We start from the raw sequence: 21,092 nt of genomic DNA on the forward strand, positions 1-21,092 counted from the left end.
GTTTTGTTTTACCAGCGCCAGCCGTAGCGATCGAAATCGACCGTGCTGTGCGGGCCGAAAATAATCCCCTCCGCCAGCAATGCCTGCCGCTGCCGTTGAAAATCCTCCCCCTGCTGCGATATCTGCCCGTGGCGGTTGATCACCCGGTGCCAGGGCAGCGTGCTGCCTTCCGGCAAACGCCGCAGCACGCCGCCGACCTGACGTGCGGCGCGCGGTGAACCGGCCAGCCGGGCAACTTCGCCGTAGGTGGTGACTTTGCCGTAAGGAATGGCGGCCACGATGTGGAATACCCGCTGGCTGAAAGAGGCGTCTTCTGGTTGCATGTTGCTGTTCCTGCGCGAGTCAAAACCCAGGCGGAGAGTGTGCCACAGCGCAGGTGGGTAAGAAAACAGCGGTTGGTCCCGGTTGGCTTGCTATTTGATAGGGCATCGCCGATAATGCCCACCGCTTCGGAGTACAGAAGCCGTCAATGGGGGCCCTGTTGGTTCTCCCGCAACACTAACTTGTGAACTCGGTCAGGTCCGGAAGGAAGCAGCCGCAGCAGGTGACGTGTGTGCCGGGATGTAGCTGGCAGGGTCCCCACCCATTTGCGGCCCGCAAAAACGTTTTTCCCCGTTATTCTTCCTGTCGACAGCTGCACAAGCGTCATTTCGCACGCCGCGAGCGAGCGTCTTTTCCTCTGCGCCGTTTTTGCCCTTCTCCCCCTATAGGGTTGCCAACAGATCCGATGACGGTGAAAAAAATAGCGTTTATATCGTTATTTGTGGGGCAAATAATGGCGCAGGCATAGGGAAAATTCTTAAAGTTGCACGCCTGTTGGGATGGCGTTAGTATTGTTTATTCTCTGTGCGAAAAAACTATCCGCGCTTCGCGGCGGTCGTCGAACTCGCTGAATAAGTTTAAATAATAACCCGTGTGCGCTGTCAGGCTGAACATGATTTATATCATTGATAAAGATATTACATTTAACACTGAAAACGGTTCATTGAAGAGTATAAAGAAGGGACGGGAAGTTTTCTTATCCAGCGTTAATTCTAGAGTATTCAAATGTTTGCTTGAGCATGGCCACGAGGCGGTGAGCCGGGATACGCTGTTGCAGCAGGTGTGGACCGATCACGGCCTGAGCGCCTCTTCGGCGACGTTGAATCAATATATCAGCCTGACGCGGCGGGCATTGACGTCTGTCGGTTTCAATGAACGCCTGATCGTTACCCTCTCTAAAAAGGGGTATAGACTCAATAGAATAATACCGATCGACCGACTGCGGATTGATTTACCCGATCCCCCGCCGCTTGCCGATGCCCCGGTTCCCTTGGCTGCGCCGACCGCAACGTCAAAAAACACCCACCACTATTTTTTTATTCTGCTGCGCAGCTTATCGATCGTCGTGCCATTATCTTTTCTGGCGCTGTGCTTTATCTATTACAAACATCATCGCGACAGTGAAAAGAAGCAGGTATTGTCTTACGTGGGGACGGTAAACGGCTGCCCGATCTACTATGCCGGCCATTTTTTGGAGAATCATCAGGACGACTATTTGCAGTTCTTGGTCAGGAAGGATCTTTATGGCCAGCGTTGCCGCCCCGGTGAGATTGTCATTACCAAGGTTAACCGTTCTCATAATGCCAATGAAGACAGCGGACGCCAGTTTATCGCCAAATGCACGAAGGACAGTGCGGCCGTTTTGCATAATTGTGAGAGCGAGTACATCCGGGCATGGAAAAAAAGTTAAATATTTTGTCAGCCACGCTGGTCGGCCTGTGCGTGTTGACTGGCAGCGTGGTGTATTCCCTGGTTCGCAGCCATCATGAGTTCGGTGATTTTTCCTGCGAAGCGAACGCCACGTTCAATTATTTCAATTCGCTGGACGCGCAGGCGGCACACGATGACATCCAGCTGTCGCTAAAAATAAACTACATCTTTTTGTCGGGCGATAAGGGCGTGATGATCTTGTCGGGCCTGGCCAACGACGGTGAAGAGAAGTATTTCGTCAACCGACGGGTTAATTTCAGCTATGTCTCGCAAGGCAGTTTCTATCGTTTCCACTATGGTGAGGTGAATTATTCACCGCGCGATACCTTGCCGGAAGAGGTGTATACTTACTTTTTCAGCAATGAATCGACGTTTTATCATATTCGCAGCGTAGACAAGAATACGTTGATGTTCAGCAATGCCTACTCGCCGATGTTTTTATGTAATATCGAATCCTGATTTTTATCTCGTTTTTTATGTGAGCTTAAGGTGTATTTCTGTTACCCTTTACATCCTCGCCTCCTGCCTTTTTAGCACGCAACTAATAACATGGGTTATTATGCGTGAATGTCTATTTTCTTTATCATTAATCAAATTTAATGGTGGTTTAGCTATTTTATAAAACCTGCTATCGTCATGTTTTTAAATGATTTAATGAATCTAAGGTAGTATGATGTGACCATATTAATTTTATATTGTTTATTTTAAAGAAATAAGTTGCATGAATGTTTTTCGCATGATTAATTGAGGCCGCTCTTGAAACGGCGAACCATTAATTTTCATTGAAAATGCATCTCGCCGCATGCGTGCAAAGGTGATGGCACAGAGGGCCTTTGAACTTCATTAAACTGATAGGCGAGAGATGGACATACATAACATTGCCCTGAACGAGACTCTGTTGGAAAATGAGTTGGTAATATTAAACAACAATGAAAAAACGCTGTTGTTTAAAAAAGAGAATGTGCTCATTGAAATGACCGAATTACAGCGGCGCTTCATGCTGTGCCTGTTGAGCGGTATTTATAAGAAGAACGACATTATTCGCGCTGTCTGGTTTTGCAACCATGAGACCATCAGCGACAATAACTATTATCAGATGATATTCCAATGCCGCTCTTTGCTCTCCCGCCACGGTATTCCTGGCGAGGTGATCAAGACCATTCCCCGATTTGGCGTGATGTTGAGCTTTCAAGCCTGCGAGCGTGCGGCCGCTAATTTGCAGGGGGAATGCCCGTCATCATCGGCTAATAAGCGCCGGCGAACGTGGCTGGACGCCGTGAATTATAAAGTGGCTCTGGTCATCACGCTGCTGTTTTCCGTCGCGATGGTGGTCGGTATTTCCGCTTAGCGTTGGCGCCGTTGAATAACCGGGGGTGCCGTGAGCAAACGGTTGATAGATTTTTTTATGCTTCTTTTTTTTCTGACGAATCTGGCGTTCATGCTTCAGCTGGGATGGCGAATGATGGCCGGGGATGGCGCGCCCGTTGAGCCGAGCCGTGAAAACGCGCCCGGGCCGGGGCGCCATATTGTCTTTCCTCAGGAAGAGGACATCGGAAAAATTAATGACGCGCACTGGTTTGGCCGCTATCAAGCGGCGAAAGACGGCGAAAAGGCGCACGGGTATAAAGTCGGCGAATGGGCGATCGGTGCCGAGCTGCTGGCTAACGCACCGGAAGCCGCTGCGCTTGGCAAGATAGCGGGTTTGCTGTTCAGCGATAACGCCAAAAAAAGCCTGGTCATCGTCGAGCATGGCGGCAAGCAAACCGGTTATGGCGTTGGCGACCGTCTGGCCGGCAGCAATGCCGTCATCGTGCGGATAGTGAAAAATAAAATACTGCTCGATGAAAACGGCTATTACGCCACGCTGACGTTTAAAGAGTAGCCGGCGCGCCGTTTCGGCGCGGGGTGTTTTATAGCATAAGGCGACATTGTGATTACGCATTTTATTTATCGTTCCGGCCCAGGCTGGAGCGCCGGCTTATGGCGCGCGTTAGCGGCGGTGGCCGTCATGATTGTGCTGGCTGGCGCGGCGCGCGCGGAGCAATTCTCCGCCAATTTCAAAGGCACGGACATTCAGGAATTTATCAATACGGTCAGTAAAAACCTGGGAAAAACCATCATTATCGATCCGGCGGTGAAAGGTAAGGTCACGGTGCGCAGCTATGAACAGCTCGACGAGAAGCAGTATTACCAGTTCTTTCTCAACGTGCTGGATGTCTATGGCTATACGGTCATCGGCATGCCCAATAACGTCTTGAAGGTGATCGCCGCCAAAGAGGGAAAAAGAGCCGCGCTGGCACAAAACGGCGGCGAGGCGATCGCCGAAGGGGATGAAGTGGTGATGCGCGTGGTACCGCTGCGCAATATCGCGGCCAAAGACGTTTCGCCGATATTGCGCCAGCTCAACGACAGCATCGGCGTGGGCAGCGTGGCGCATTACGAGCAGGGAAACGCGCTGTTGATCACCGGCCGGGCCAGCGTGGTCAATGGCCTGCTCGAGCTCGTCAGGGAGATGGATCAGGACGATGGCAATCGGGTCGAAACTCTCGCGCTGAAGCATGCGGCGGCGCCGGAGATCGCGCGCATGGTGAACGAACTGTTTCGCGAAGAGGGCAAACGGCGCACGGCCGGCGCGAGCTCGCTGCGGCTGGTGGCGGATGAGCGGACCAACAGCGTGATGATCGCCGGGGATGATCGGAGCCGCGAACACGCCAAAGAACTGATTGACCAGCTGGATAACAAGAGCGTCACCCAGGGCAATACCCAGGTTATCCCTCTCAAATACGCCAAGGCGCAGAGCCTGGTCGAGGTGCTGACCGGCGTGAGTGCGGGCCTGCAAAACGAGAAGGAGAGCGCCGCCGCCAACGTGGCGCTGCTGAAAAATGTGGTGATCAAGGCCGATGAGCAGACCAATGCGCTGATCATCACCGCCGCGCCGGATGTGATGCGCGATCTGGAGGCGGTGGTCGCCAAGCTCGACGTGCGCCGCGCGCAGGTGCTGGTCGAAGCGGTGATCGTCGAAGTGCAGGATGGGCAGGGGCTGAACATCGGCGTGCAGTGGGCCAACAAATACGGTGGTGGCACGCAGTTCGCCGGCCAGATTCCCGGGGTGTCGGCGGGGTTCGAAAACGGCATGAGCGACGTGTTCGGCAAGGCCAACGGCCTGATGACCGGTTTCTACAGCGGTAACTGGGGCGTATTGCTGACCGCCATCGCCAGCAACAACCAAAATAATATCCTGGCCACGCCGAGCATCGTCACGCTGGATAACGCCGAGGCGGAATTCAGCGTCGGGCAGGATGTGCCGATCCTGACCGGTTCGCAAACCACCAATAGCGATAACGTCTTCAATACCGTGTCGCGCAAGACGGTGGGGATCAAACTCAAGGTCAAACCGCAGATCAACCAGGGCCAGTCCGTGCTGATGCAGATCGAACAGGAGGTCTCCAGCGTTGCCGAAAGCGCCGGCGCTACGCCGGATTCGCTGGGGGCGACCTTCAATATCCGCACGGTTAACAACACGGTGCTGGTGGACAGCGGCGAAACCGTAGTGGTGGGCGGCCTGTTGGACAAGTCCAACTCGGAGCTGGAGAGCAGCGTGCCGATCCTGGGCAAGATCCCGCTGGTGGGGGCGCTGTTTCGCTCGACCGCCACCAAAGCGAGCAAGCGTAATTTGATGCTGTTTATCCGCCCGACCATCATTCGCAGCACCGAGGGATATGCCCGGCAGAGCCAACGCAAGTTAGGCAAGTTCGACGCCGAACAGCAGGACGATCGTGAGCTGAATGACGCACTGCGCGGCGAGATCGCCGGCGATAAGAAGGCGCTCGACAATCGGGCGTTTCTCGCCACCGTTGCAAGTATCGACGCGTTTTATTCGCGGGGAGCACGCCCGTGAAGCCCCGTTCTGCGGGGCCGCTGCTGCCTTTTTCCTGGGCGCGCCAGCATGGCGTGCTGGCCGTTGACGGGCAGCACGGTATCCAGATTTATTGTCACCCTGACACAAGCCACGCCGCATTGATGGAGGCCTACCGCTGCCTGCCCGGCGAGCCGGCGCTGGCCCGGCTGGAGGCGGAGGCTTTTGATCAACGGCTGGTGGCGCACTACCAGCAGGAAAGCGGCCAGGCGCAGAAAATGATCGACGACCTGGGCGGCGAACTGGATTTTTACGCGCTGGCCGAGGAGCTGCCGCAGCAGCAAGACCTATTGGACGAACAGGACGATGCGCCGATTATCCGCCTGATCAACGCCTTGCTGAGCGAGGCGATCAAAGAGCGCGCCTCCGATATCCACATCGAAACCTACGAGAGCGAGCTGGTGATCCGCTTTCGCATCGACGGCGCGCTGCGGCGGATTTTGGCGCCGCAGCGCAAGCTGGCGGCGCTGCTGGTGTCGCGCATCAAGGTGATGTCGAAGCTGGATATCGCCGAGAAGCGCGTGCCGCAGGATGGGCGCATGGCGCTGAAGGTCGGCGGGCGAGCGATTGACGTGCGGGTGTCGGTGATGCCGGCCAGCCACGGCGAGCGCGTGGTCATGCGCCTGTTGGACAAACAGGGCGTGCGGCTCGAACTGCCCAGCCTGGGCATGGCACCGGCGCACCAGCAGGCGTTGCTGCGCCTGATCCGCCAGCCGCACGGCATCATTTTGGTCACCGGGCCGACCGGCTCCGGCAAGAGCACCACGCTCTATACCTTGCTGAGCCAGATCAACGATGAACAGCGCAACATCATGACGATCGAAGATCCCGTCGAATATGAGTTGGCCGGCATTGCGCAGACGCAGGTGAATCCCAAGGTGGACATGACCTTCGCGCGCGGGCTGCGCGCGCTGCTGCGTCAGGATCCCGACGTGGTGCTGATCGGCGAGATCCGCGACGGCGAAACGGCGCAGATCGCGGTGCAGGCCTCATTGACCGGGCATTTGGTGCTGTCGACCCTGCATACCAACACGGCGATCGGCGCCGTGACCCGGCTGCGGGACATGGGGGTCGAACCGTTTCTGCTTTCGAGTTCGCTCAGCGGCGTGTTGGCGCAGCGCCTGGTGCGCCGGCTGTGCCCGCAGTGCCGCGAGCCTTATGCGTTGTCTGACGCGCAGCGGCGCCTGCTGGGGCTGCCCCCGACGCCGGCGGTGACCTGCTGGCGCCCGTTGGGGTGCGAGGCCTGCGGCGGGCAGGGATATCACGGCCGAATCGGCTTGCACGAACTGTTGGTGCTGGATGAACCGATGCGCATGGCGATCCATCGCGGTGACGGCGAGCTGGACATCGCGAAACTGGCCGCCGAACGCTATCTGCCGCTGCGCCAGGATGGGATCGCCAAGATGCGCGCCGGGGAGACCAGCCTGGAGGAAGTGCTGCGAGTGACGCGCGAAGGGGACGGCGATGAAGTTTGATTATCGCGCCTGCGATCGTGAGGGGCGCGCCCAGCGCGGCGTGTTGGAGGCGGATTCTCTGCGCCACGCCCGCGATCGCCTGCGTGAAAAGGGGTGGCAGGTGCTGGCGGTGCAAGCGCGCAGGCGGCCCGCTTTCGCCGGCATGTTTGCGGGCCGCTGGATGAGCGGCGTGAGCAGCGGCGATGTGGCGCTGTTGACCCGGCAGCTGGCGACGCTGCTGTCCGCTGCGCTGCCGCTGGAGGAAGCGCTGATGGCGGTGGCGCGGCAAACGGAGAAAAAAGGTCTGCAGGCGGCGTTGGCTCAGGTGCGGCAGCGCATTCTGGAGGGCTTTCCGCTGGCGCAGGCGCTGGGTCAGCATCCGCAGATTTTTGACCGCCTCTATTGCGCCATGGTGGCCGCCGGTGAGATTTCCGGCCATCTGGCGCCGGTGCTGGAACGGCTGGCCGACTACGTCGAACAGCGCCAGCAAATGAAGAACAAAATCGTGCAGGCGCTGGTGTACCCGATGGTGCTGACGACGGTGGCAATCGGCGTGGTGGCGATCCTGTTGACGGCGGTGGTGCCGAAGGTGATCGAACAGTTTGTGCATATGAAGCAGACCTTGCCGCTGTCGACCCGGATGCTGCTCGGCGCCAGCGACGGGCTGCGTCGATGGGGGGCGTTGGCGCTGATATCGGTGCTGACGGGCCTTGGCGCGTTCCGCTATCGCCTGCGGGATCCGGCGCGGCGCGTGCGCTGGCATGCGTTCATCCTGCGGTTGCCGGTGGTCGGCAAGCTGTCGCTGGCGGTGAACACGGCGCGCTACGCCAAAACGCTGAGCATTTTGAACGCCAGCGCGGTGCCGTTGCTGGAGGCGATGCGCATCAGCGCCGGCGTGTTGGGCAACGATGCCGCCCGCGAACGGCTGCTGGCGGCGATGGAGCGGGTGCGGGAGGGCGAAGGATTGTCGCCGTCGCTTGAGGGTACCGCGCTGTTCTCGCCGATGATGCGGCACATGATCATGTCCGGCGAGCGCAGCGGTGAGCTGGACATGATGCTCGAACGGGCGGCGACGATGCAGCAGGAGGCCTTCGGCCGGCAAGTCACGCTGGCGCTGGGGCTGTTTGAGCCTTTATTGGTGATCGCGATGGCCGGTTCGGTGCTGTTTATCATTTTGGCCATCCTGCAGCCGATATTGCAGCTCAATAATATGGTCGGCTAATCATGCCGTTAATGGAGAGTAAAGTGAGTCATATCAGCAAGATGCGCAGGTCACGGCAGCGAGGGTTTACGCTGCTGGAAATCATGGTGGTGATCGTCATTCTGGGGCTGTTGGCCAGCCTGACCATTCCAAGCCTGATGGGAAACAAGGAGAAGGCCGATCGGCAAAAGGCCGCCAGCGATATCGTCGCGTTGGAGAACGCGTTGGATATGTACAAGCTGGACAACGGGCGTTATCCCAGCGCGGAACAGGGGCTGGCGGCGCTGGTGACCCGACCGGCGCTGGCGCCGATCCCGAGAAATTATCCCGAAGACGGTTATATCCGCCGGTTGCCGCAAGATCCCTGGGGGCAGGAGTATCGTCTGCGTAATCCGGGGCGTCACGGCAAGCTGGACGTGTTTTCTCTGGGGCCGGACGGCATCGCCGACACCGATGACGATATCGGCAACTGGGTGGCCGACGCCGACGCGCCATGAGGCGCATACGCGGCTTTACGCTGCTGGAGATCATGCTGGTATTGCTGCTGCTGGGGGTGACCAGCGGCCTGGTGATGCTGAGTTTTCCGGCGGATGAGAAAGCGTTGGCACGGCAGGGGGAGCGGCTGAACCATTGGTTGAATGCCCTCGCCGAGCGGGCCGAGCGCGAAGGGGTGAGTTATGGCGTGGCGTTCGGCAGCGGCGGTTGGCGCAGCGTTGCCGCTGCGGGGCAGGCGAGCCGGGAGGCATACGCCCTGCCGGACGGCATCGCGCTGTGGCTGAGCGTTGAAGGGCAAACCGTCGCGCTCGATGACGCGGCGGCGCGGCCGCCGCAGGTGTGGCTGCATCCGGGGGGCGAAACCACGGCGTTCAGCGTAGCGCTGTCGCAGGGGCGGTGCCTGTGGCGATTGCAGGCGCCCGGTTACTTCGTATTTGAAACGACGGACATTCGTTGCGATGACGCGGAAAATGAGACGCCAGCAGGGCATGACACTGCTGGAAGTGATGGTGGCCTTGATGATCTTCGCCATCGGTTGCCTGGCGCTGATCAACAGCACCGGCGGCCAGGTGCGTAGCCTGAGCGAGATCGAAGCCAAGACCGTTGCGCTGTGGGTAGCGGACAACCAGCTGACGCTGCTGCAGCTCGATCCGCAGCCGCCGACGCTGGCCTGGCATTCGGGCACCACGGTGATGGCCGGTGAGACCTGGCACTGGCGTTATCGTGGGCAGGAGACCAGCGACGCCGGAATGCGGGCGATAGCGATCGAAGTCAGGCGCGATCCGCAGGATCGCAACGTGCTGGCGGAGTTACAGGCTTACCGGGGGTTGCCATGAAGCGCGCTTTGCAACGCGGTTTTACGCTGGTGGAAATGCTGCTGGCCATCGCCCTGTTCGCCATGCTGTCGCTCACCGCCCTGGCGGTCTTCAGGGGCGTGCTGAAAAACGACGAAATTACCCAGCGCAAATCGACGCAGCTGACCCAGCTGCAACGGGCGCTGGCGATCGTCGAGCGCGATTTTGCTCATGCGCAGGCGCGTGCGCCGATCGGTGATAAACGCAGGCCGGCGGAGCCGGAATTCGCGGTGCTGCAGACGGCGGAGGGGGAAGACGTGGATTTTCAGCTGTTGCTGATCCGAAGCGGCTGGTCGAATCCGCAGGCCCGGCTGCCGCGTGCCACGCAGGAGCGGGTGGCCTATCGCCACCGGCAGGGGCGGCTGGAGCGCCTCAGCTACCCGAATTTGAGCAGCCCGCAGGCGACGGCGCGCAGCGTGCTGTTGCTGCCGGAGGTGACGCGGTTCCGCCTGCGTTTTTACCGGCAAGGCGAATGGTTGACGGCCTGGCGCGCCGGCGGGCTGCTGCCGCAGGCGGTGGAGATCACCGTCGAGACCCCCGCGTTGGGGGAAATACGGCGCATCATCGCGCTGCCCTCGGCGAGGCCATGATGAAAAAACAACGCGGTATGGCGCTGTTGATGGTGCTGCTGATGATGTCGCTGATGGCGATCGTGGCGGTCAATATCAATGACCACTGGCAGCGTTCGCTGGCGCGCACCCAGTCTCAGCAGGATCGGCTGAGGGCGAAATGGCTGCTGTTGGGCGGGGAGATCTACGCCCAACAGCGGTGGCGGCAGGCAGGAGAGCAGCGCAAGGCCTGGGAAGCCTCTGGGGCGGCGTTCAGTATGCGTACCGAAGAGGGGGAAGTGGCGATACGCCTGCGCCGGGTCGATGCCTGTTTCAACGTAAACGCCCTGATCCGCGCCGCCGGCCCAACGGAGGTCGGAGATAGCGAGGGGGTTCCCCCCAATAAAGAGAGGCGGATATTCATGCTGTTACTGAACAACCTGGGCATCGCCGACGCGCAGGCAGGCGCGATTGCCGATGCGATCGTCGCCCGGGCTTATGGCGAAGGGTACCTGATGGGGGATATCAGCGAACTGCGGGAGCTGGCCGGTATCGATCGTGAGCTATACCTGCGCCTCGCGCCGCAGCTTTGTGCGGCGCCGGATGCTGAATTGCAGATCAACCCGGACGCCGTGGATGAGGCCCGGTTGCCGCTGCTGCGGGCGATGCTGATGAACGCCCTGGGCGGAGAACGGCTGCGGACGTTGCTGGCGGCCCGCCCGCCGCAGGGGTGGCAGACGCTGACGTTTTTGTCGCAGGAAAAAGCGCTGCAAGCCTTGGATGACGACGCTCTCGACGAGCGATTGAAGTTCGACGACAGCCGCTGGATTGCGCAGCTGCAGCTGACGCTGAATGACGGGCGCTATCGGCTCGTCAGCGCGTGGCAACCGGGCCAGTCAGGCATCACGGTCAGCAGACGCCAGTTCGACAGAGGGGAGGGGTAAAGGGTGGCGAACACAATCCTGCTTATCGCGCTGAGCGAGGACTCGATGGCCGATGTGCGCTGGGGCCACGTCGGCGAGACGCGCTGCCGCTTTGGCGCCCGCCTCGATCTGACCGACGGCGGCGGCGAGTTGGCAGCCATGGCGCAGGGCAGCCGAGTCGTGGTACTGGTGCCTGCCCGTCATGTGGTGCTGAGACAAACGACATTCCAGGGCAAGGCCCGGCAGGCGACGCCACTGGCGCTGGCCTACGCCCACGAGGCCGGGCTGTTGACCGATACCGAGCAGATGCACTGGGCGGTGCTGGGCAAGGCGCAGCGTGATTTCACCCTCGCCGGCGTCGCGCTGGCGCAGATGCAGGGCTGGGTCGAGCGCCTGAGCGCCTGCGGCATTCGCGCCGATAAAATGCTGCCCGACGTGCTGGCATTGCCGCTGCCGGGCCAATGCAGCGCGCTGCGCTGGCGCGATCGCTGGCTGATCCGAACGGGGAATGGGCAGAGCTTGTCGCTGCCCGATGCCTGGCGGGATTGCACTCCGCTGCCGACGCCGGATTGGTGTTTGCACTGCGGCGGGGAGATTCCGGCGGGCTGGGAAGCGGCGCGCATTGACGAGGATCCGCTCTGGCAACTGGCGCAAGAGGCCTGGAGCAGCCCCGCCACGCTGCTGCAGGGGCGTTTCAAACCGAGCGTACGCTGGCCGCGTCGCCTGCCCGATAAGACCGTCTGCGCGCTGCTGTTGCTCAGTGGTTCGCTGCTGGTGGGCGGTTTGCATCACCAACAGATGGCCCGGCAGAACGAGAGCCGGATAGCGGTACTGTCTCAGCGCCTGCTGCCTGGCCAGACCGCGCCGGCGTTTGCGGAACAGGCGGCGAAAGCGCAGGTGCGGCGTATGCAAGACGCCCTGAATGCGCCGCAGCTGTTCAGGCTGCTGCCCTACGCGGCCGGGGCACTCGCTTTATGGGCGCCCCCGCAGCTGCAGGCGCTGGCTTTCGACGCTGCCGACGATCGTCTGGTGGTGACGGTGAACAGAAACGACGTGCCGCTGCCGGCACCGGTTAACGATGGCGAGGTCAGTATGACGTTCAGAGAAGGCGGCGCACCCAACCAGGCGGTCCTGACGGTGAGAGGTGAGCGATGAATATCGGGTGGCACGATAAGGCGTTGCGGCGGGCGGTGTTGTTAAGCCTGTTGTTGTTGGTAGCCTGCGGCTACTGCCTGTATCAGTTTTCACAGGCGCAGAAAAGCGCACAACGGCTGGCGGCGCTGCAGGGGCAGGCACGTGTCATCCAGCAACTGCAGGCTCGCTCGCCGCCGGGCGCCGCTGCGCGCGAGCAACTGCCGGAGCGGCTGCGGCAGAGCGCGCAAGCGTACCGCATTCCCCTCGCCGACCTGACGGAAAGTGACGCGGAGATGCGGGTGAGGCTGCCGCCTGTGCCGTTCGAAAGCCTGCTGTCGTGGTTGGCTGCCCTGCAGCGCGAGCACGGTATCCGCGTGCTCGCGCTCACCGTGGAGCGCGCGGGGCAGGCGCCGGGCGTCGTGCAGGTCAGCCGGCTGCAGGTGACGACGCAGCCGCCGATGTAACCCACGCTAACGAATCATCAGGAATCAGAAAAATCATGCTATTCGCCCTAAACGCGGCGGCGGATGAACACTGGCTGTTATTTAGCGCCGTGTTGAGTCTGTGCGTCGGCAGTTTTATTAACGTGGTCGTTTATCGGCTGCCTATCATGCTTGAGCGTGAAATAGAAACGACGCAGGCCGAGCGATTTGATCTCGTTTGGCCGCGTTCATTTTGCCCGTCATGCATAAAACAATTATCGGCGTTCGATAATATTCCGCTATTAAGTTGGCTGCTGTTGCGTGGCCGCTGTCGTTATTGCCGCAGCCCTATTCCCGTGCGTTATCCACTGGTGGAGTTATTTCTGATGCTGATGGGAATCATGCTGGCCTGGCGTCTCGGCATCGGGGTTGATTGGTTTTTCATGCTTGCGTTTGTTGCGTTGTTGCTGGCGCTGGCGGCGATTGACAGCGAGCGCCAACTCCTGCCGGATTGCCTGACGCTGTCGCTGTTGTGGGGCGGGTTGCTGTGGCATTGCCTGGCGCACCCGGCCTTTTTGCCGGCGGCGGTGGTCGGCGCGATGGCGGGCTATCTGACGCTGTGGCTGCTGTATTGGGCATTTCGTCTGGCGACCGGCCGCGAGGGGCTGGGATACGGCGATTTTAAACTGTTGGCGGCGCTTGGCGCCTGGGGCGGGTATGCCGCTTTGCCGTCGATCTTGCTGTTTGCCTCCGCCGGCAGCCTGCTGTGGCTGTTGCTGCGCGTATGGCGCGGCGGTGATGGAACTCAGCCCCTGCCTTTCGGGCCGGGGCTGGCGACGGCGGGCGCAGGCGCGGTGGCCTGCCAATGGTTTGCGCTGCCGCTGGGGGGCTAACGGAGCTGGGCTAGAAAGGGCGCCAGTGACCGATTGAATTCGCTGCACTTCTCCTGCAGCGGCGTGGCGTCGGCCGCCAGCTGTGCGGCGACGCGTTGACCTGCAGCAAGCAACTGGGCGCGATTGAGCGCCGGCGACCACCCTTTTTTCTCTGCTTCCTGCAGCGCCGCCGCCGTGAGCTTATCGTCGGCCGGGATGTCGGCGCGATTGCAACGCTCTCTCAAAAACAAGCCGGCGCCGACCAGCGACGACAGCTGGTCGCGTTGGGCGGCGGCGTCAGGGGCCGATTTGGCGGCGTGCTGGCAGCCGGAGAGCAGCAGGGAGGCCAAGACCGCTGCGGCGATATTTTTCAATGTCACGTTATTCTCTCTGTGGAATAGGAACGGTGCGCTTATTTCTTTCGCCGCAAGGCGGCGCTTCGCGATTTCCGGATTATTTTAAACGTTTGTCATGCCATTTAATATCTTGGCCGTATTAGGTTTTATTATTTTAATGCATTCTAAGTGCCTGGCGTTCAGGGCTTCTACTTATTATTCCTCTCGCGGTATCGCCGCATCTCTTTGAGTTTCTTCTCACTCAGTTGGAATCCAATAAATTTAACTGGAGTCGTAATGAAATTATCCAAAATCGCCCTGATGATGGCAACGCTTGCTGCCTCGTCGGCCGCCTGGTCGCATGGGTATATCGAAGTTCCCGAAAGCCGCGCCTACAAGTGCAAGCTGGGCAGCAACACCGACTGCGGCCGGGCGCAGTGGGAACCGCAGAGCGTTGAGCAGATTTCCGGCTTCCCTGGCGGCGCTACGCCGCTCGACGGCCAGCTGGCCAGCGGCGGGGTTAATGGCTTCGAACCGCTGGATCGCCAGGGCGTCAACGTCTGGGCGTTGAACACCATGAAGCCGGGGCCGCAGACGTTCACCTGGTACCACACCGCCAAGCACAAAACCAATAACTGGCGTTACTACATCACCAAACAAGACTGGGACGTGAACAAGCCGCTGTCGCGCGAGGCTTTCGAAAAAGAGCCGTTCTGCGAGGTTGATGGCCATGCTCAGGCGCCAAAAGATCGCGAAGTGCACCAGTGCGTGGTGCCGGAGAGAACCGGCTATCAGGTGATTTACGGCGTGTGGGAAATCAATGACACGGTGAACAGTTTCTATCAGGTGGTTGACGTCAACTTCGAGGACGACGGCGTCGTATCCGAATGGCGCAAGCAGCTGCAGGGATCCCTCACCGGTAAAAACCTGCAGGTTGGCGATAAAGTGATCGCTCGCTTCTTCGACGCGAGCGGCGAAGTGCTGGCGATGAAAACCGAGCTGGCGATCGACAGCGAGGCGCTGACCGACAAAAACCGCTGGAGCCACGCACTGGCAACCAAGATCAACGTCGAGCAGAAAACGGTGCGCGCCGGAGTGAAAGACGGCAAAGGCAACGTCAACCCGGTATTCGGCAATAACGCGGTCTTCGCCAAGCAGGGTAGCCCGATGAAGAGCGTAGTGATCTCCTATGAGGAAGAAACGCCGGCCATTACCGAGGAGATCCGCATCGGCAATCTGTCCAGCACCAAGATCAAGGACGGTAAAGCCCAGCTGACCTTCAATGCCGAGGTCAAAGGCAAGCTGACGGTTGAAGCGCGCGTTTACGATCACGGCCAGACGGAGAAAGGCTATGTGAAAGAGACGCTGGAAGACGCCAGCCAGCCGCTGACCATCGCGCTGACCAACGTCAGCGAAGGCCACCACATGCTGAAAGTGATCGCCAGCAACGACAACGGGCAGAGCATTCAGCCTGATATCGAAAACTTCAACCTGGAAGCAGACTCCACCGGCGGTGGCGGCAACGGCGACTACAACTTCGTCTTCCCGAACGAGCTGAGTAAATACACCGCCGGCACCACGGTGCTGCAGCCGAAGAACGGTAAGGTGTATCAGTGCAAACCTTTCCCTTACAGCGGTTACTGCATGCAGTGGAACAGCGGCGCGACTCATTATGAGCCGGGCGTGGGATCCAACTGGCAGGATGCCTGGATCCTGAAAAAGTAAGCGTAAATCGGATAGCCAAGCGGCCAGCGATGGCCGCTTTTCAAGGAGTTTTATGTCACACGAACCTGCCCGTTACGATCTTTTCAGTCGGTTACTGCATTGGGGCATTGCCGCGGTCATGATCTACGTAATGATCGTTGGTTATTCGCTGCATTTTATGACGGATGCGCGCATCTTCGCTTTTTTCTCCGTGACCAATATGTCGTTGGCCTTGGTGCTGACACCGCTGATGGCGGCGCGTTTTATCTGGCGCTTTTTCCGGCCGAAGGTGCCCTATGGCGATATGTTGCAAGGGCACCAGAAGGGATTGGTGCATTTGCTGCACGAAATATTCTACCTGCTGATTTTCGTGGTGCTGCTCAGCGGATTCCTCATGCTAGAGCACGGCTTTGCCGTTTTCGGCGCGATTGACTTCCCACGCCCGATTGCAAATCTCGACGTTAACCGCTTCTTTTTCGCCGTGCACCGTTATGCGTGTATCGCGCTGTCGGCCATGATCGTGCTGCACGTCGCGGCGGTGATTAAACACCACTGTTTTGCCCGGCAGGCGATTTTGCGCCGCATGCTCTGATTTTACGGGGCGATCACGCCGCCCGGAGGCAGTGCGGCGGCGTGGCCGCGAGGAGCATAGGGGAGTTGGCGGCATGGCCGTTACGCTGGTGGCCGTAAAGCAGGGGCGAGAGTCATCACGCGTTAATCGCGTTATACCCCGAACAGGAACAGAGAAGTGTGTCTATTTATTATTAACGATAAAGATGAACGTAATTAACATTTCATTGTCAATAGGAAAAATACGTATTCAACGTGGACATTGAAGCCGATAAAAGCATCGGCTCAACGCGTTGGGGTCTGATTACCTGACATATTTCCAAACGGAGGTGGGGATTTTGTCATACAGTTTGTTCATGGTGAGCTCCGCCAGACGGTGATCGGCCGCTGAGTAAAACAGCTCCAGTTCATCATCGGAAAGCTCGTACTTATTTTTCTCAATAACACGTTCGAGAGTATCAATCGTGGTGCATTTACGTAAACGCATCAGATAGTCGGTTTTAGTCATGGTGGCCTTTTAGTTTAATAACCGTAAAATAGCTCGGGAATAATTATCCCCTAAGTTTTCATTGTCGTACAGATGTCCTCTCCTGAGAACATTCTGAATAATCTCGCCTTGGTCTTTTGCCAGCGGCGCAGGTCGGAATCATTGATACCGTAGCTGCTGAACAGCGTATAAGTATCGTCGAGATATTCTTCGACTAACTCCGACAGGTCTGATTCGTCCATGTATTTAATTTTATAACTCATCACAAACGAAGCGATATGTTCGATCAACTCATTAAGCTGCAGGTTGACGGAGGATGTCGGATCGTTGACCCACCCGTGGTGGCTGTCTCCCAGGGTCGCGATGCCTTCATCATACAAATTTTCGCACAAGAATTTGAGCTGAGCAATGTCGTGTCGCTTAGGCGAATACTCATCCATATCATCCCCTCCGTAAGTCTTAATTGCGGTGTGATAACACTATGTGAGTAAGCTGATTTACATCATGAACGGAGGCAGCTTAACGGTGGTTAAATAAACTTCCCGTAAAATGAATATAAATCATTTTTTCGCGTTTGGCCTGCAGTTATTACGTAAACTTACAATTCATCCGCAGTTGATGGACGTGAGTTATCAATGATGTCGAAGATTAAACCCCGCGCCGTCACTCGAAACCGGACGCTGTCGTTGATGATATCCTCGCTGTTGATATCCAGACAGGCATTAAAAATGCCCCACTTATAGCGATAACTCATTGAATAACCGCCGTCACCTTGTGGCACTATATCAAGTATTTCTAATGAATCCTCGGCATAGCGTGCGCTTTCAGAATAAAAACTGAGTCCGCTGGTCAGCGCCGGCACTAACTCCGCTATATTGTCATTAATCACTTTCTTTAATTTTTTAACAGAAAGTGCGTTCACTTCCAGGCTACAGGCAAGGGTAACAAGCATTAATCTCGGCCAACAGCAATGTTATCTGCTTATCTTACTCCTTTTCCGGCCTCGTCGGTAAATTTTTCGATTTACCGCAGTTCTTTACCCTATGCCAACATTTCTGTCGAACGGGAATATCCCTGAGGTTGATAAGGGGGAACGTGGCGGGGGAGAGCGCGCTGCGCGGGGCTGTTACGTTCCGTTGCATTAATTGGCACGGCAGAGCTTGAGACGTCGTAGTGAGTGTGATGTTATATTATAACCATTAATTCATCGCGTTGATCACGACATTGACTCCCTCTTCACAACATGACGCCGCGTCGTCACTGAATTCGCTGTTTACCACCTCCGCTGCCGTGCGCTGTGCGGGGGCCGTTGCGCTGCTGGCCCTGCTGTGGCTCGGCATTTTCTGGGCGGTGTCGCTGCCATGATTACCTTGCGTCAGCTGGCGATTGGCTATGGGGCCACGCCGCTTTTCCCGCCGCTGAGCGGGCAGTTTACCGCCGGATCGCTCACTGCGGTGGTGGGCGTCAACGGGGCAGGTAAGTCGACGCTGCTGAAAACCTTCGCCGGATTGTTGCCGCCGTTGGGAGGCAGCCTGAGTTTTAGCGGCGGAAAGCCACCGCGCAGAGCGTATTTACCGCAGCAGGCGGAACTGGATCGGCAGTTCCCCATCGCGGTGAGCGATCTGGTGGCGATGGGCTGTTGGCCGCAAAGCGGCATGTTCGGCGGCATGAACAAGCGTGCGGCGAGCCAGGTCAATGAGGCGCTGGCGAACGTTGGCATGAGTGCGCTGGCGCACAGCCCGGTGGGCGAGCTGTCCGGCGGCCAGCTGCAGCGAGTGCTGTTTGCACGCCTGCTGGTCCAACAGGCGCCGCTGATCCTGCTGGATGAGCCTTTTACCGGCATCGACAGCGCCACCACGCAAATTTTGCTGCAGGTGATTGCGCAGCTGCACCGGAAGGGGAGAACGGTGATCGCCGTGCTGCACGATATGTCGATGGTTGCCGAGCATTTTCCGCAGGCGCTGTTGCTGACGCCGCAGGCTTGCCACTGGGGCGCGGCCGAGCGAGTGCTGGAGCAGGTGCCGAGGTATCACGCCACTGAACGGCAGCCGGATCTGCGGGCGGTGTCGCCATGATGCTGTGGCATGCGCTTATCGATCCTTTCCTCTCTTTCGGTTTTATGCGCCGCGCGCTCATGGCGTGCCTGGCGTTGTCGCTCAGCGCCGCCCCGCTGGGCGTGTTTCTGCTGCTGCGCCGCATGAGCCTGGTAGGGGATGCCTTGTCACACGCGGTGTTGCCGGGCGCGGCGATCGGCTATCTGATCTCCGGCATGTCGCTGGTGGCGATGGGCGTGGGCGGCTTTATTGCCGGGCTGGCGGTAGCGATGCTGTCCGGCCTGGTGAGCCGCCGCACGCCGCTGAAAGAGGATGCCAGCTTCGCCGGGTTCTATCTGGGGTCGTTGGCGCTGGGAGTCACGCTGGTCTCGCTGCGCGGTTCCAGCGTGGATCTGCTGCACGTGCTGTTCGGTTCGATTCTGGCGGTGGATGCACAGGCCATGGTGATGGTCGGTGCGATCGCCTCGGTTTCGCTGCTGGCGCTGGCGGCGCTGTATCGTGCGTTGGTGATTGAATCCTTCGACGTGACTTTTCTGCGCGTCAACGCGCCGCGCCGCTTGGCGCTGATCCACGGCCTGTTTCTGGCGCTGGTGGTGGTCAATCTGGTGGCGGGATTCCAGATCCTTGGCACCTTAATGTCGGTGGGGCTGATGATGTTGCCCGCCGCCAGCGCGCGCTTCTGGGCGCGCAATCTGCCGCAGACGCTGGCGACGGCGATGGGCATCGGCGCGCTTTCCAGCGTGATTGGGCTGGTGTGGTCCTATTACGCTTCGCTGCCTGCCGGCCCGGCGATCGTGCTCAGCGCCAGCGTCATCTTTTTCGTCTCGATCCTGTTTGGAACGCGCGGAGGCATTTGCGCCTTCGTGCGCCGTTGAGAAGTGCCATTTGCAAGGAGAAAGTATGAAACGTTTACCTATATCGCTGGCGGTCGCTGCTCTGCTGGCCAGCCCATGGGCGATGGCGAAGACCGTTGACGCCGTCGCCAGCTTTTCCATTCTGGGCGATATCGTCAAACAGGTGGGCGGCGATCACGTCAAGGTCAGCACGCTGGTGGGGGCGGATGGCGATCCGCACAGCTTCGAGCCCTCGCCGCAGGACGGCAAGAAGCTGGCTCAGGCTGATGTGGTGTTCGTCAGCGGCCTGGGGCTGGAAGGGTGGATCGATCGCCTGGTCAGCGCCTCGGGTTATAAAGGGCAGGTGATCACCGCTTCACAGGGGATCAGCACTCGTCAGATGGAAGAGGACGGGAAACCGATTACCGATCCTCACGCCTGGAACAGCATGAAAAACGGCGTACAGTACGCTACCAACGTGATGAATGCCCTGATTGCCGCCGATCCCGAGGATGCCAACTATTTTCGTCAGCGCGGAGCCGACTATATTCAGCAGCTGCAAAAGCTGGATCTGTGGGCCAAAACCCAGTTCGCGGCAGTACCGCCACAGAAACGTAAGGTGCTGACCAGCCATGATGCTTTTGGCTACTTTGGGCAAGAGTATGGCGTCACCTTCCTTGCCCCGGTCGGATTTTCCACCGAGGCAGAAGCCAGCGCCAGCGACGTGGCGGGCCTGATCAAACAGATCAAGCAGGAAAAGGTTAACGCTTACTTTATCGAAAATCAGACCGATCCGCGGCTGGTGAAACAGATTGCCGCCGCCACCGGTGCCAAGGCGGGCGGCGAGCTGTACCCTGAAGCGCTCTCCCGCGCGGGCGGCCCGGCGGCCACCTATGAGCAGGCGTTCAAGCACAATGTCGACGCGCTGCTGAGCAGCATGAAGTAATCTCCGCCCCCGCCTGCCGGCGGGGGACGGCTTGTAGGCACTTTCTCGCCATAAAAAAAGCCCCGTTGAGCAGCAACGGGGCTTTGCGACAGATGACACTTTGGAGTTAACGCTTTTTCTTACGTCCCTGTACCGCTTTGAATCGCGGATTGCTTTTACAGATCACATAGATGCGGCCACGACGACGCACGACTTTGCAATCCGGGTGGCGATTTTTCGCCGAACGCAATGAACTCAATACCTGCATGGGGGTTCCTTGTTACTTATTGCCGATAAAGCGGCCAAAGCGCTGCTGGAAGCGCGCCGTGCTGCCTTCTTTGGAATAGTCTTTCTGCTTGCCGGTGTAATACGGGTGCGAAGCGGAAGAGACGTCGAGGGTGACATACGGCCAGCTTTCGCCGTCCAGTTCGATGGTGCGATCGGTTTTGATGGTCGATCCCACTTTGAAGTAGGCATTGGCGCTGACGTCGTGGAAGACCACGGTGCGGTAATCGGGGTGGATGCCGGGTTTCATAATGGCTCTCTCGTGTAATGTTATACTATAACAATAATTATGCGCCGACCTGGCATCACGATCAAGCGCAAATTGCAC

28 protein-coding genes and 1 other RNA gene are annotated in these 21,092 nt (G+C 58.7%); 22 read left to right on the forward strand and 7 right to left on the reverse strand.

The genetic code is table 11. The features are described from left to right. Positions 1-8 precede the first annotated feature (8 nt). Complete coding sequence (locus tag QOL81_RS07730; RefSeq protein WP_033642088.1) at positions 9-323, reverse strand: MGMT family protein; 315 nt, start codon at positions 321-323, stop codon at positions 9-11. 156 nt (positions 324-479) lie between these two features. Between QOL81_RS07730 and ffs the strand changes: the two genes are divergently transcribed. From ffs to QOL81_RS07810, 16 genes are all read left to right on the forward strand, one after another. After that, an RNA gene (gene ffs, locus QOL81_RS07735) (signal recognition particle sRNA small type) lies at positions 480-576 on the forward strand. Between the two features lie 358 nt (positions 577-934). Continuing rightward, the gene (locus QOL81_RS07740; protein WP_060423389.1) at positions 935-1,732 is read left to right on the forward strand and encodes a winged helix-turn-helix domain-containing protein; all 798 of its coding nucleotides are present in this window, start codon (positions 935-937) and stop codon (positions 1,730-1,732) included. After that, positions 1,717-2,211: a FidL-like protein gene (locus tag QOL81_RS07745; protein ID WP_047728690.1), complete on the forward strand. Its 495-nt coding sequence runs from the start codon at positions 1,717-1,719 to the stop codon at positions 2,209-2,211. Before QOL81_RS07740 ends, QOL81_RS07745 begins: the two co-directional genes overlap by 16 nt. 403 nt (positions 2,212-2,614) lie before the next feature. After that, the gene (locus tag QOL81_RS07750; protein ID WP_060440572.1) at positions 2,615-3,100 is read left to right on the forward strand and encodes a winged helix-turn-helix domain-containing protein; all 486 of its coding nucleotides are present in this window, start codon (positions 2,615-2,617) and stop codon (positions 3,098-3,100) included. A gap of 30 nt (positions 3,101-3,130) precedes the next feature. Continuing rightward, positions 3,131-3,634 carry a type II secretion system protein N gene (locus QOL81_RS07755; RefSeq protein WP_072265459.1) on the forward strand — a complete coding sequence of 168 codons (504 nt, stop codon included), beginning with the start codon at positions 3,131-3,133 and terminating at the stop codon, positions 3,632-3,634. Between the two features lie 126 nt (positions 3,635-3,760). After that, on the forward strand, positions 3,761-5,650 hold the full coding sequence (gene gspD / locus QOL81_RS07760; RefSeq protein ID WP_197827258.1) for a type II secretion system secretin GspD: 1,890 nt from the start codon (positions 3,761-3,763) through the stop codon (positions 5,648-5,650). Continuing rightward, on the forward strand, positions 5,647-7,143 hold the full coding sequence (gene gspE, locus QOL81_RS07765) for a type II secretion system ATPase GspE (RefSeq protein WP_060440571.1): 1,497 nt from the start codon (positions 5,647-5,649) through the stop codon (positions 7,141-7,143). Before gspD ends, gspE begins: the two co-directional genes overlap by 4 nt. Further along, positions 7,133-8,344, forward strand: coding sequence for a type II secretion system inner membrane protein GspF (gene gspF / locus QOL81_RS07770; protein ID WP_060423402.1), 1,212 nt, complete (start codon positions 7,133-7,135; stop codon positions 8,342-8,344). The genes gspE and gspF overlap by 11 nt, the downstream gene beginning before the upstream one ends. A 41-nt stretch (positions 8,345-8,385) precedes the next feature. Continuing rightward, positions 8,386-8,820 (forward strand): type II secretion system major pseudopilin GspG, encoded by a 435-nt coding sequence (gene gspG / locus QOL81_RS07775; RefSeq protein ID WP_047730782.1) that lies wholly within the window; start codon positions 8,386-8,388, stop codon positions 8,818-8,820. Continuing rightward, positions 8,817-9,395, forward strand: a complete 579-nt coding sequence (locus QOL81_RS07780) for a prepilin-type N-terminal cleavage/methylation domain-containing protein (protein ID WP_123193169.1) — start codon at positions 8,817-8,819, stop codon at positions 9,393-9,395. Before gspG ends, QOL81_RS07780 begins: the two co-directional genes overlap by 4 nt. Continuing rightward, positions 9,307-9,654 (forward strand): type II secretion system minor pseudopilin GspI, encoded by a 348-nt coding sequence (gspI, locus tag QOL81_RS07785; protein WP_047728681.1) that lies wholly within the window; start codon positions 9,307-9,309, stop codon positions 9,652-9,654. Before QOL81_RS07780 ends, gspI begins: the two co-directional genes overlap by 89 nt. After that, on the forward strand, positions 9,651-10,262 hold the full coding sequence (gene gspJ / locus QOL81_RS07790) for a type II secretion system minor pseudopilin GspJ (RefSeq protein WP_169318103.1): 612 nt from the start codon (positions 9,651-9,653) through the stop codon (positions 10,260-10,262). The genes gspI and gspJ overlap by 4 nt, the downstream gene beginning before the upstream one ends. After that, complete coding sequence (gspK, locus tag QOL81_RS07795; protein WP_283439764.1) at positions 10,259-11,164, forward strand: type II secretion system minor pseudopilin GspK; 906 nt, start codon at positions 10,259-10,261, stop codon at positions 11,162-11,164. Before gspJ ends, gspK begins: the two co-directional genes overlap by 4 nt. A 3-nt stretch (positions 11,165-11,167) precedes the next feature. Beyond that, positions 11,168-12,298, forward strand: coding sequence for a type II secretion system protein GspL (gene gspL, locus QOL81_RS07800; protein ID WP_084826741.1), 1,131 nt, complete (start codon positions 11,168-11,170; stop codon positions 12,296-12,298). Next, positions 12,295-12,741, forward strand: a complete 447-nt coding sequence (locus QOL81_RS07805) for a type II secretion system protein M (RefSeq protein WP_197827259.1) — start codon at positions 12,295-12,297, stop codon at positions 12,739-12,741. The genes gspL and QOL81_RS07805 overlap by 4 nt, the downstream gene beginning before the upstream one ends. A gap of 35 nt (positions 12,742-12,776) precedes the next feature. Beyond that, entirely contained in the window at positions 12,777-13,592 is an 816-nt protein-coding gene (locus tag QOL81_RS07810) for a prepilin peptidase (protein ID WP_060423416.1), read from the forward strand. On the opposite strand, the gene gspS is transcribed toward QOL81_RS07810, so the two are convergent. After that, entirely contained in the window at positions 13,589-13,951 is a 363-nt protein-coding gene (gene gspS, locus QOL81_RS07815; RefSeq protein WP_060423419.1) for a type II secretion system pilot lipoprotein GspS, read from the reverse strand. The two genes, QOL81_RS07810 and gspS, sit on opposite strands and share 4 nt — an antisense overlap. A gap of 252 nt (positions 13,952-14,203) precedes the next feature. Between gspS and gbpA the strand changes: the two genes are divergently transcribed. After that, positions 14,204-15,631, forward strand: a complete 1,428-nt coding sequence (gbpA, locus tag QOL81_RS07820) for an N-acetylglucosamine-binding protein GbpA (RefSeq protein ID WP_060423422.1) — start codon at positions 14,204-14,206, stop codon at positions 15,629-15,631. 52 nt (positions 15,632-15,683) lie between these two features. Continuing rightward, on the forward strand, positions 15,684-16,202 hold the full coding sequence (locus QOL81_RS07825; protein ID WP_047728667.1) for a cytochrome b: 519 nt from the start codon (positions 15,684-15,686) through the stop codon (positions 16,200-16,202). A 282-nt stretch (positions 16,203-16,484) separates the two neighbouring features. Here QOL81_RS07825 and hha read toward each other — a convergent pair whose 3' ends face one another. The 3 genes from hha to QOL81_RS07840 all read right to left on the reverse strand — a co-directional run bounded on the left by hha (position 16,485) and on the right by QOL81_RS07840 (position 17,619). Then, positions 16,485-16,688: a hemolysin expression-modulating protein Hha gene (gene hha / locus QOL81_RS07830; RefSeq protein WP_004940313.1), complete on the reverse strand. Its 204-nt coding sequence runs from the start codon at positions 16,686-16,688 to the stop codon at positions 16,485-16,487. A 50-nt stretch (positions 16,689-16,738) separates the two neighbouring features. Beyond that, the gene (gene tomB, locus QOL81_RS07835) at positions 16,739-17,107 is read right to left on the reverse strand and encodes an Hha toxicity modulator TomB (RefSeq protein WP_004940312.1); all 369 of its coding nucleotides are present in this window, start codon (positions 17,105-17,107) and stop codon (positions 16,739-16,741) included. A gap of 158 nt (positions 17,108-17,265) precedes the next feature. Beyond that, positions 17,266-17,619 (reverse strand): hypothetical protein, encoded by a 354-nt coding sequence (locus QOL81_RS07840; RefSeq protein ID WP_060423427.1) that lies wholly within the window; start codon positions 17,617-17,619, stop codon positions 17,266-17,268. 272 nt (positions 17,620-17,891) lie between these two features. Here QOL81_RS07840 and QOL81_RS07845 point away from each other — a divergent pair, with 272 nt between their 5' ends. From QOL81_RS07845 to QOL81_RS07860, 4 genes are read left to right on the forward strand one after another with little or no spacing between them, the layout of a single operon-like run. Then, a complete protein-coding gene (locus QOL81_RS07845) occupies positions 17,892-18,032 on the forward strand; it encodes a hypothetical protein (protein WP_154292170.1) in 141 nt (46 codons plus the stop codon). Continuing rightward, the gene (locus QOL81_RS07850) at positions 18,029-18,742 is read left to right on the forward strand and encodes a metal ABC transporter ATP-binding protein (RefSeq protein WP_197827260.1); all 714 of its coding nucleotides are present in this window, start codon (positions 18,029-18,031) and stop codon (positions 18,740-18,742) included. The genes QOL81_RS07845 and QOL81_RS07850 overlap by 4 nt, the downstream gene beginning before the upstream one ends. Then, on the forward strand, positions 18,739-19,596 hold the full coding sequence (locus QOL81_RS07855) for a metal ABC transporter permease (RefSeq protein ID WP_060440564.1): 858 nt from the start codon (positions 18,739-18,741) through the stop codon (positions 19,594-19,596). Before QOL81_RS07850 ends, QOL81_RS07855 begins: the two co-directional genes overlap by 4 nt. 25 nt (positions 19,597-19,621) lie before the next feature. Beyond that, positions 19,622-20,500: a metal ABC transporter solute-binding protein, Zn/Mn family gene (locus QOL81_RS07860; RefSeq protein WP_070914147.1), complete on the forward strand. Its 879-nt coding sequence runs from the start codon at positions 19,622-19,624 to the stop codon at positions 20,498-20,500. A 106-nt stretch (positions 20,501-20,606) separates the two neighbouring features. Here QOL81_RS07860 and ykgO read toward each other — a convergent pair whose 3' ends face one another. Further along, positions 20,607-20,747, reverse strand: coding sequence for a type B 50S ribosomal protein L36 (gene ykgO, locus QOL81_RS07865; RefSeq protein WP_004940304.1), 141 nt, complete (start codon positions 20,745-20,747; stop codon positions 20,607-20,609). Positions 20,748-20,759: 12 nt separating this feature from the next. Beyond that, on the reverse strand, positions 20,760-21,014 hold the full coding sequence (locus QOL81_RS07870) for a type B 50S ribosomal protein L31 (protein ID WP_004940303.1): 255 nt from the start codon (positions 21,012-21,014) through the stop codon (positions 20,760-20,762). Between the last annotated feature and the right edge of the window lie 78 nt (positions 21,015-21,092).

This window comes from Serratia sp. CC22-02, assembly GCF_900182895.1.
In the GTDB taxonomy this organism is placed as follows: Bacteria; Pseudomonadota; Gammaproteobacteria; order Enterobacterales; family Enterobacteriaceae; genus Serratia; species Serratia nevei.

Bases quoted from the DNA above. Each gene is read 5' to 3' on its own strand.
- QOL81_RS07750 (WP_060440572.1), top strand. From the start codon at position 2,615: ATGGACATACATAACATTGCCCTGAACGAGACTCTGTTGGAAAATGAG.
- QOL81_RS07740 (WP_060423389.1), top strand. From the start codon at position 935: ATGATTTATATCATTGATAAAGATATTACATTTAACACTGAAAACGGT.
- gspI (WP_047728681.1), top strand. From the start codon at position 9,307: ATGACACTGCTGGAAGTGATGGTGGCCTTGATGATCTTCGCCATCGGT.
- hha (WP_004940313.1), bottom strand. From the start codon at position 16,688: ATGACTAAAACCGACTATCTGATGCGTTTACGTAAATGCACCACGATT.
- QOL81_RS07850 (WP_197827260.1), top strand. From the start codon at position 18,029: ATGATTACCTTGCGTCAGCTGGCGATTGGCTATGGGGCCACGCCGCTT.
- gspF (WP_060423402.1), top strand. From the start codon at position 7,133: ATGAAGTTTGATTATCGCGCCTGCGATCGTGAGGGGCGCGCCCAGCGC.
- gspD (WP_197827258.1), top strand. From the start codon at position 3,761: ATGATTGTGCTGGCTGGCGCGGCGCGCGCGGAGCAATTCTCCGCCAAT.
- QOL81_RS07825 (WP_047728667.1), top strand. From the start codon at position 15,684: ATGTCACACGAACCTGCCCGTTACGATCTTTTCAGTCGGTTACTGCAT.
- QOL81_RS07855 (WP_060440564.1), top strand. From the start codon at position 18,739: ATGATGCTGTGGCATGCGCTTATCGATCCTTTCCTCTCTTTCGGTTTT.
- QOL81_RS07810 (WP_060423416.1), top strand. From the start codon at position 12,777: ATGCTATTCGCCCTAAACGCGGCGGCGGATGAACACTGGCTGTTATTT.
- gspJ (WP_169318103.1), top strand. From the start codon at position 9,651: ATGAAGCGCGCTTTGCAACGCGGTTTTACGCTGGTGGAAATGCTGCTG.
- gspK (WP_283439764.1), top strand. From the start codon at position 10,259: ATGATGAAAAAACAACGCGGTATGGCGCTGTTGATGGTGCTGCTGATG.
- QOL81_RS07745 (WP_047728690.1), top strand. From the start codon at position 1,717: ATGGAAAAAAAGTTAAATATTTTGTCAGCCACGCTGGTCGGCCTGTGC.
- QOL81_RS07805 (WP_197827259.1), top strand. From the start codon at position 12,295: ATGAATATCGGGTGGCACGATAAGGCGTTGCGGCGGGCGGTGTTGTTA.
- gspG (WP_047730782.1), top strand. From the start codon at position 8,386: ATGCGCAGGTCACGGCAGCGAGGGTTTACGCTGCTGGAAATCATGGTG.
- gbpA (WP_060423422.1), top strand. From the start codon at position 14,204: ATGAAATTATCCAAAATCGCCCTGATGATGGCAACGCTTGCTGCCTCG.
- QOL81_RS07860 (WP_070914147.1), top strand. From the start codon at position 19,622: ATGAAACGTTTACCTATATCGCTGGCGGTCGCTGCTCTGCTGGCCAGC.
- tomB (WP_004940312.1), bottom strand. From the start codon at position 17,107: ATGGATGAGTATTCGCCTAAGCGACACGACATTGCTCAGCTCAAATTC.
- ykgO (WP_004940304.1), bottom strand. From the start codon at position 20,747: ATGCAGGTATTGAGTTCATTGCGTTCGGCGAAAAATCGCCACCCGGAT.
- QOL81_RS07780 (WP_123193169.1), top strand. From the start codon at position 8,817: ATGAGGCGCATACGCGGCTTTACGCTGCTGGAGATCATGCTGGTATTG.
- QOL81_RS07730 (WP_033642088.1), bottom strand. From the start codon at position 323: ATGCAACCAGAAGACGCCTCTTTCAGCCAGCGGGTATTCCACATCGTG.
- QOL81_RS07840 (WP_060423427.1), bottom strand. From the start codon at position 17,619: ATGCTTGTTACCCTTGCCTGTAGCCTGGAAGTGAACGCACTTTCTGTT.
- QOL81_RS07870 (WP_004940303.1), bottom strand. From the start codon at position 21,014: ATGAAACCCGGCATCCACCCCGATTACCGCACCGTGGTCTTCCACGAC.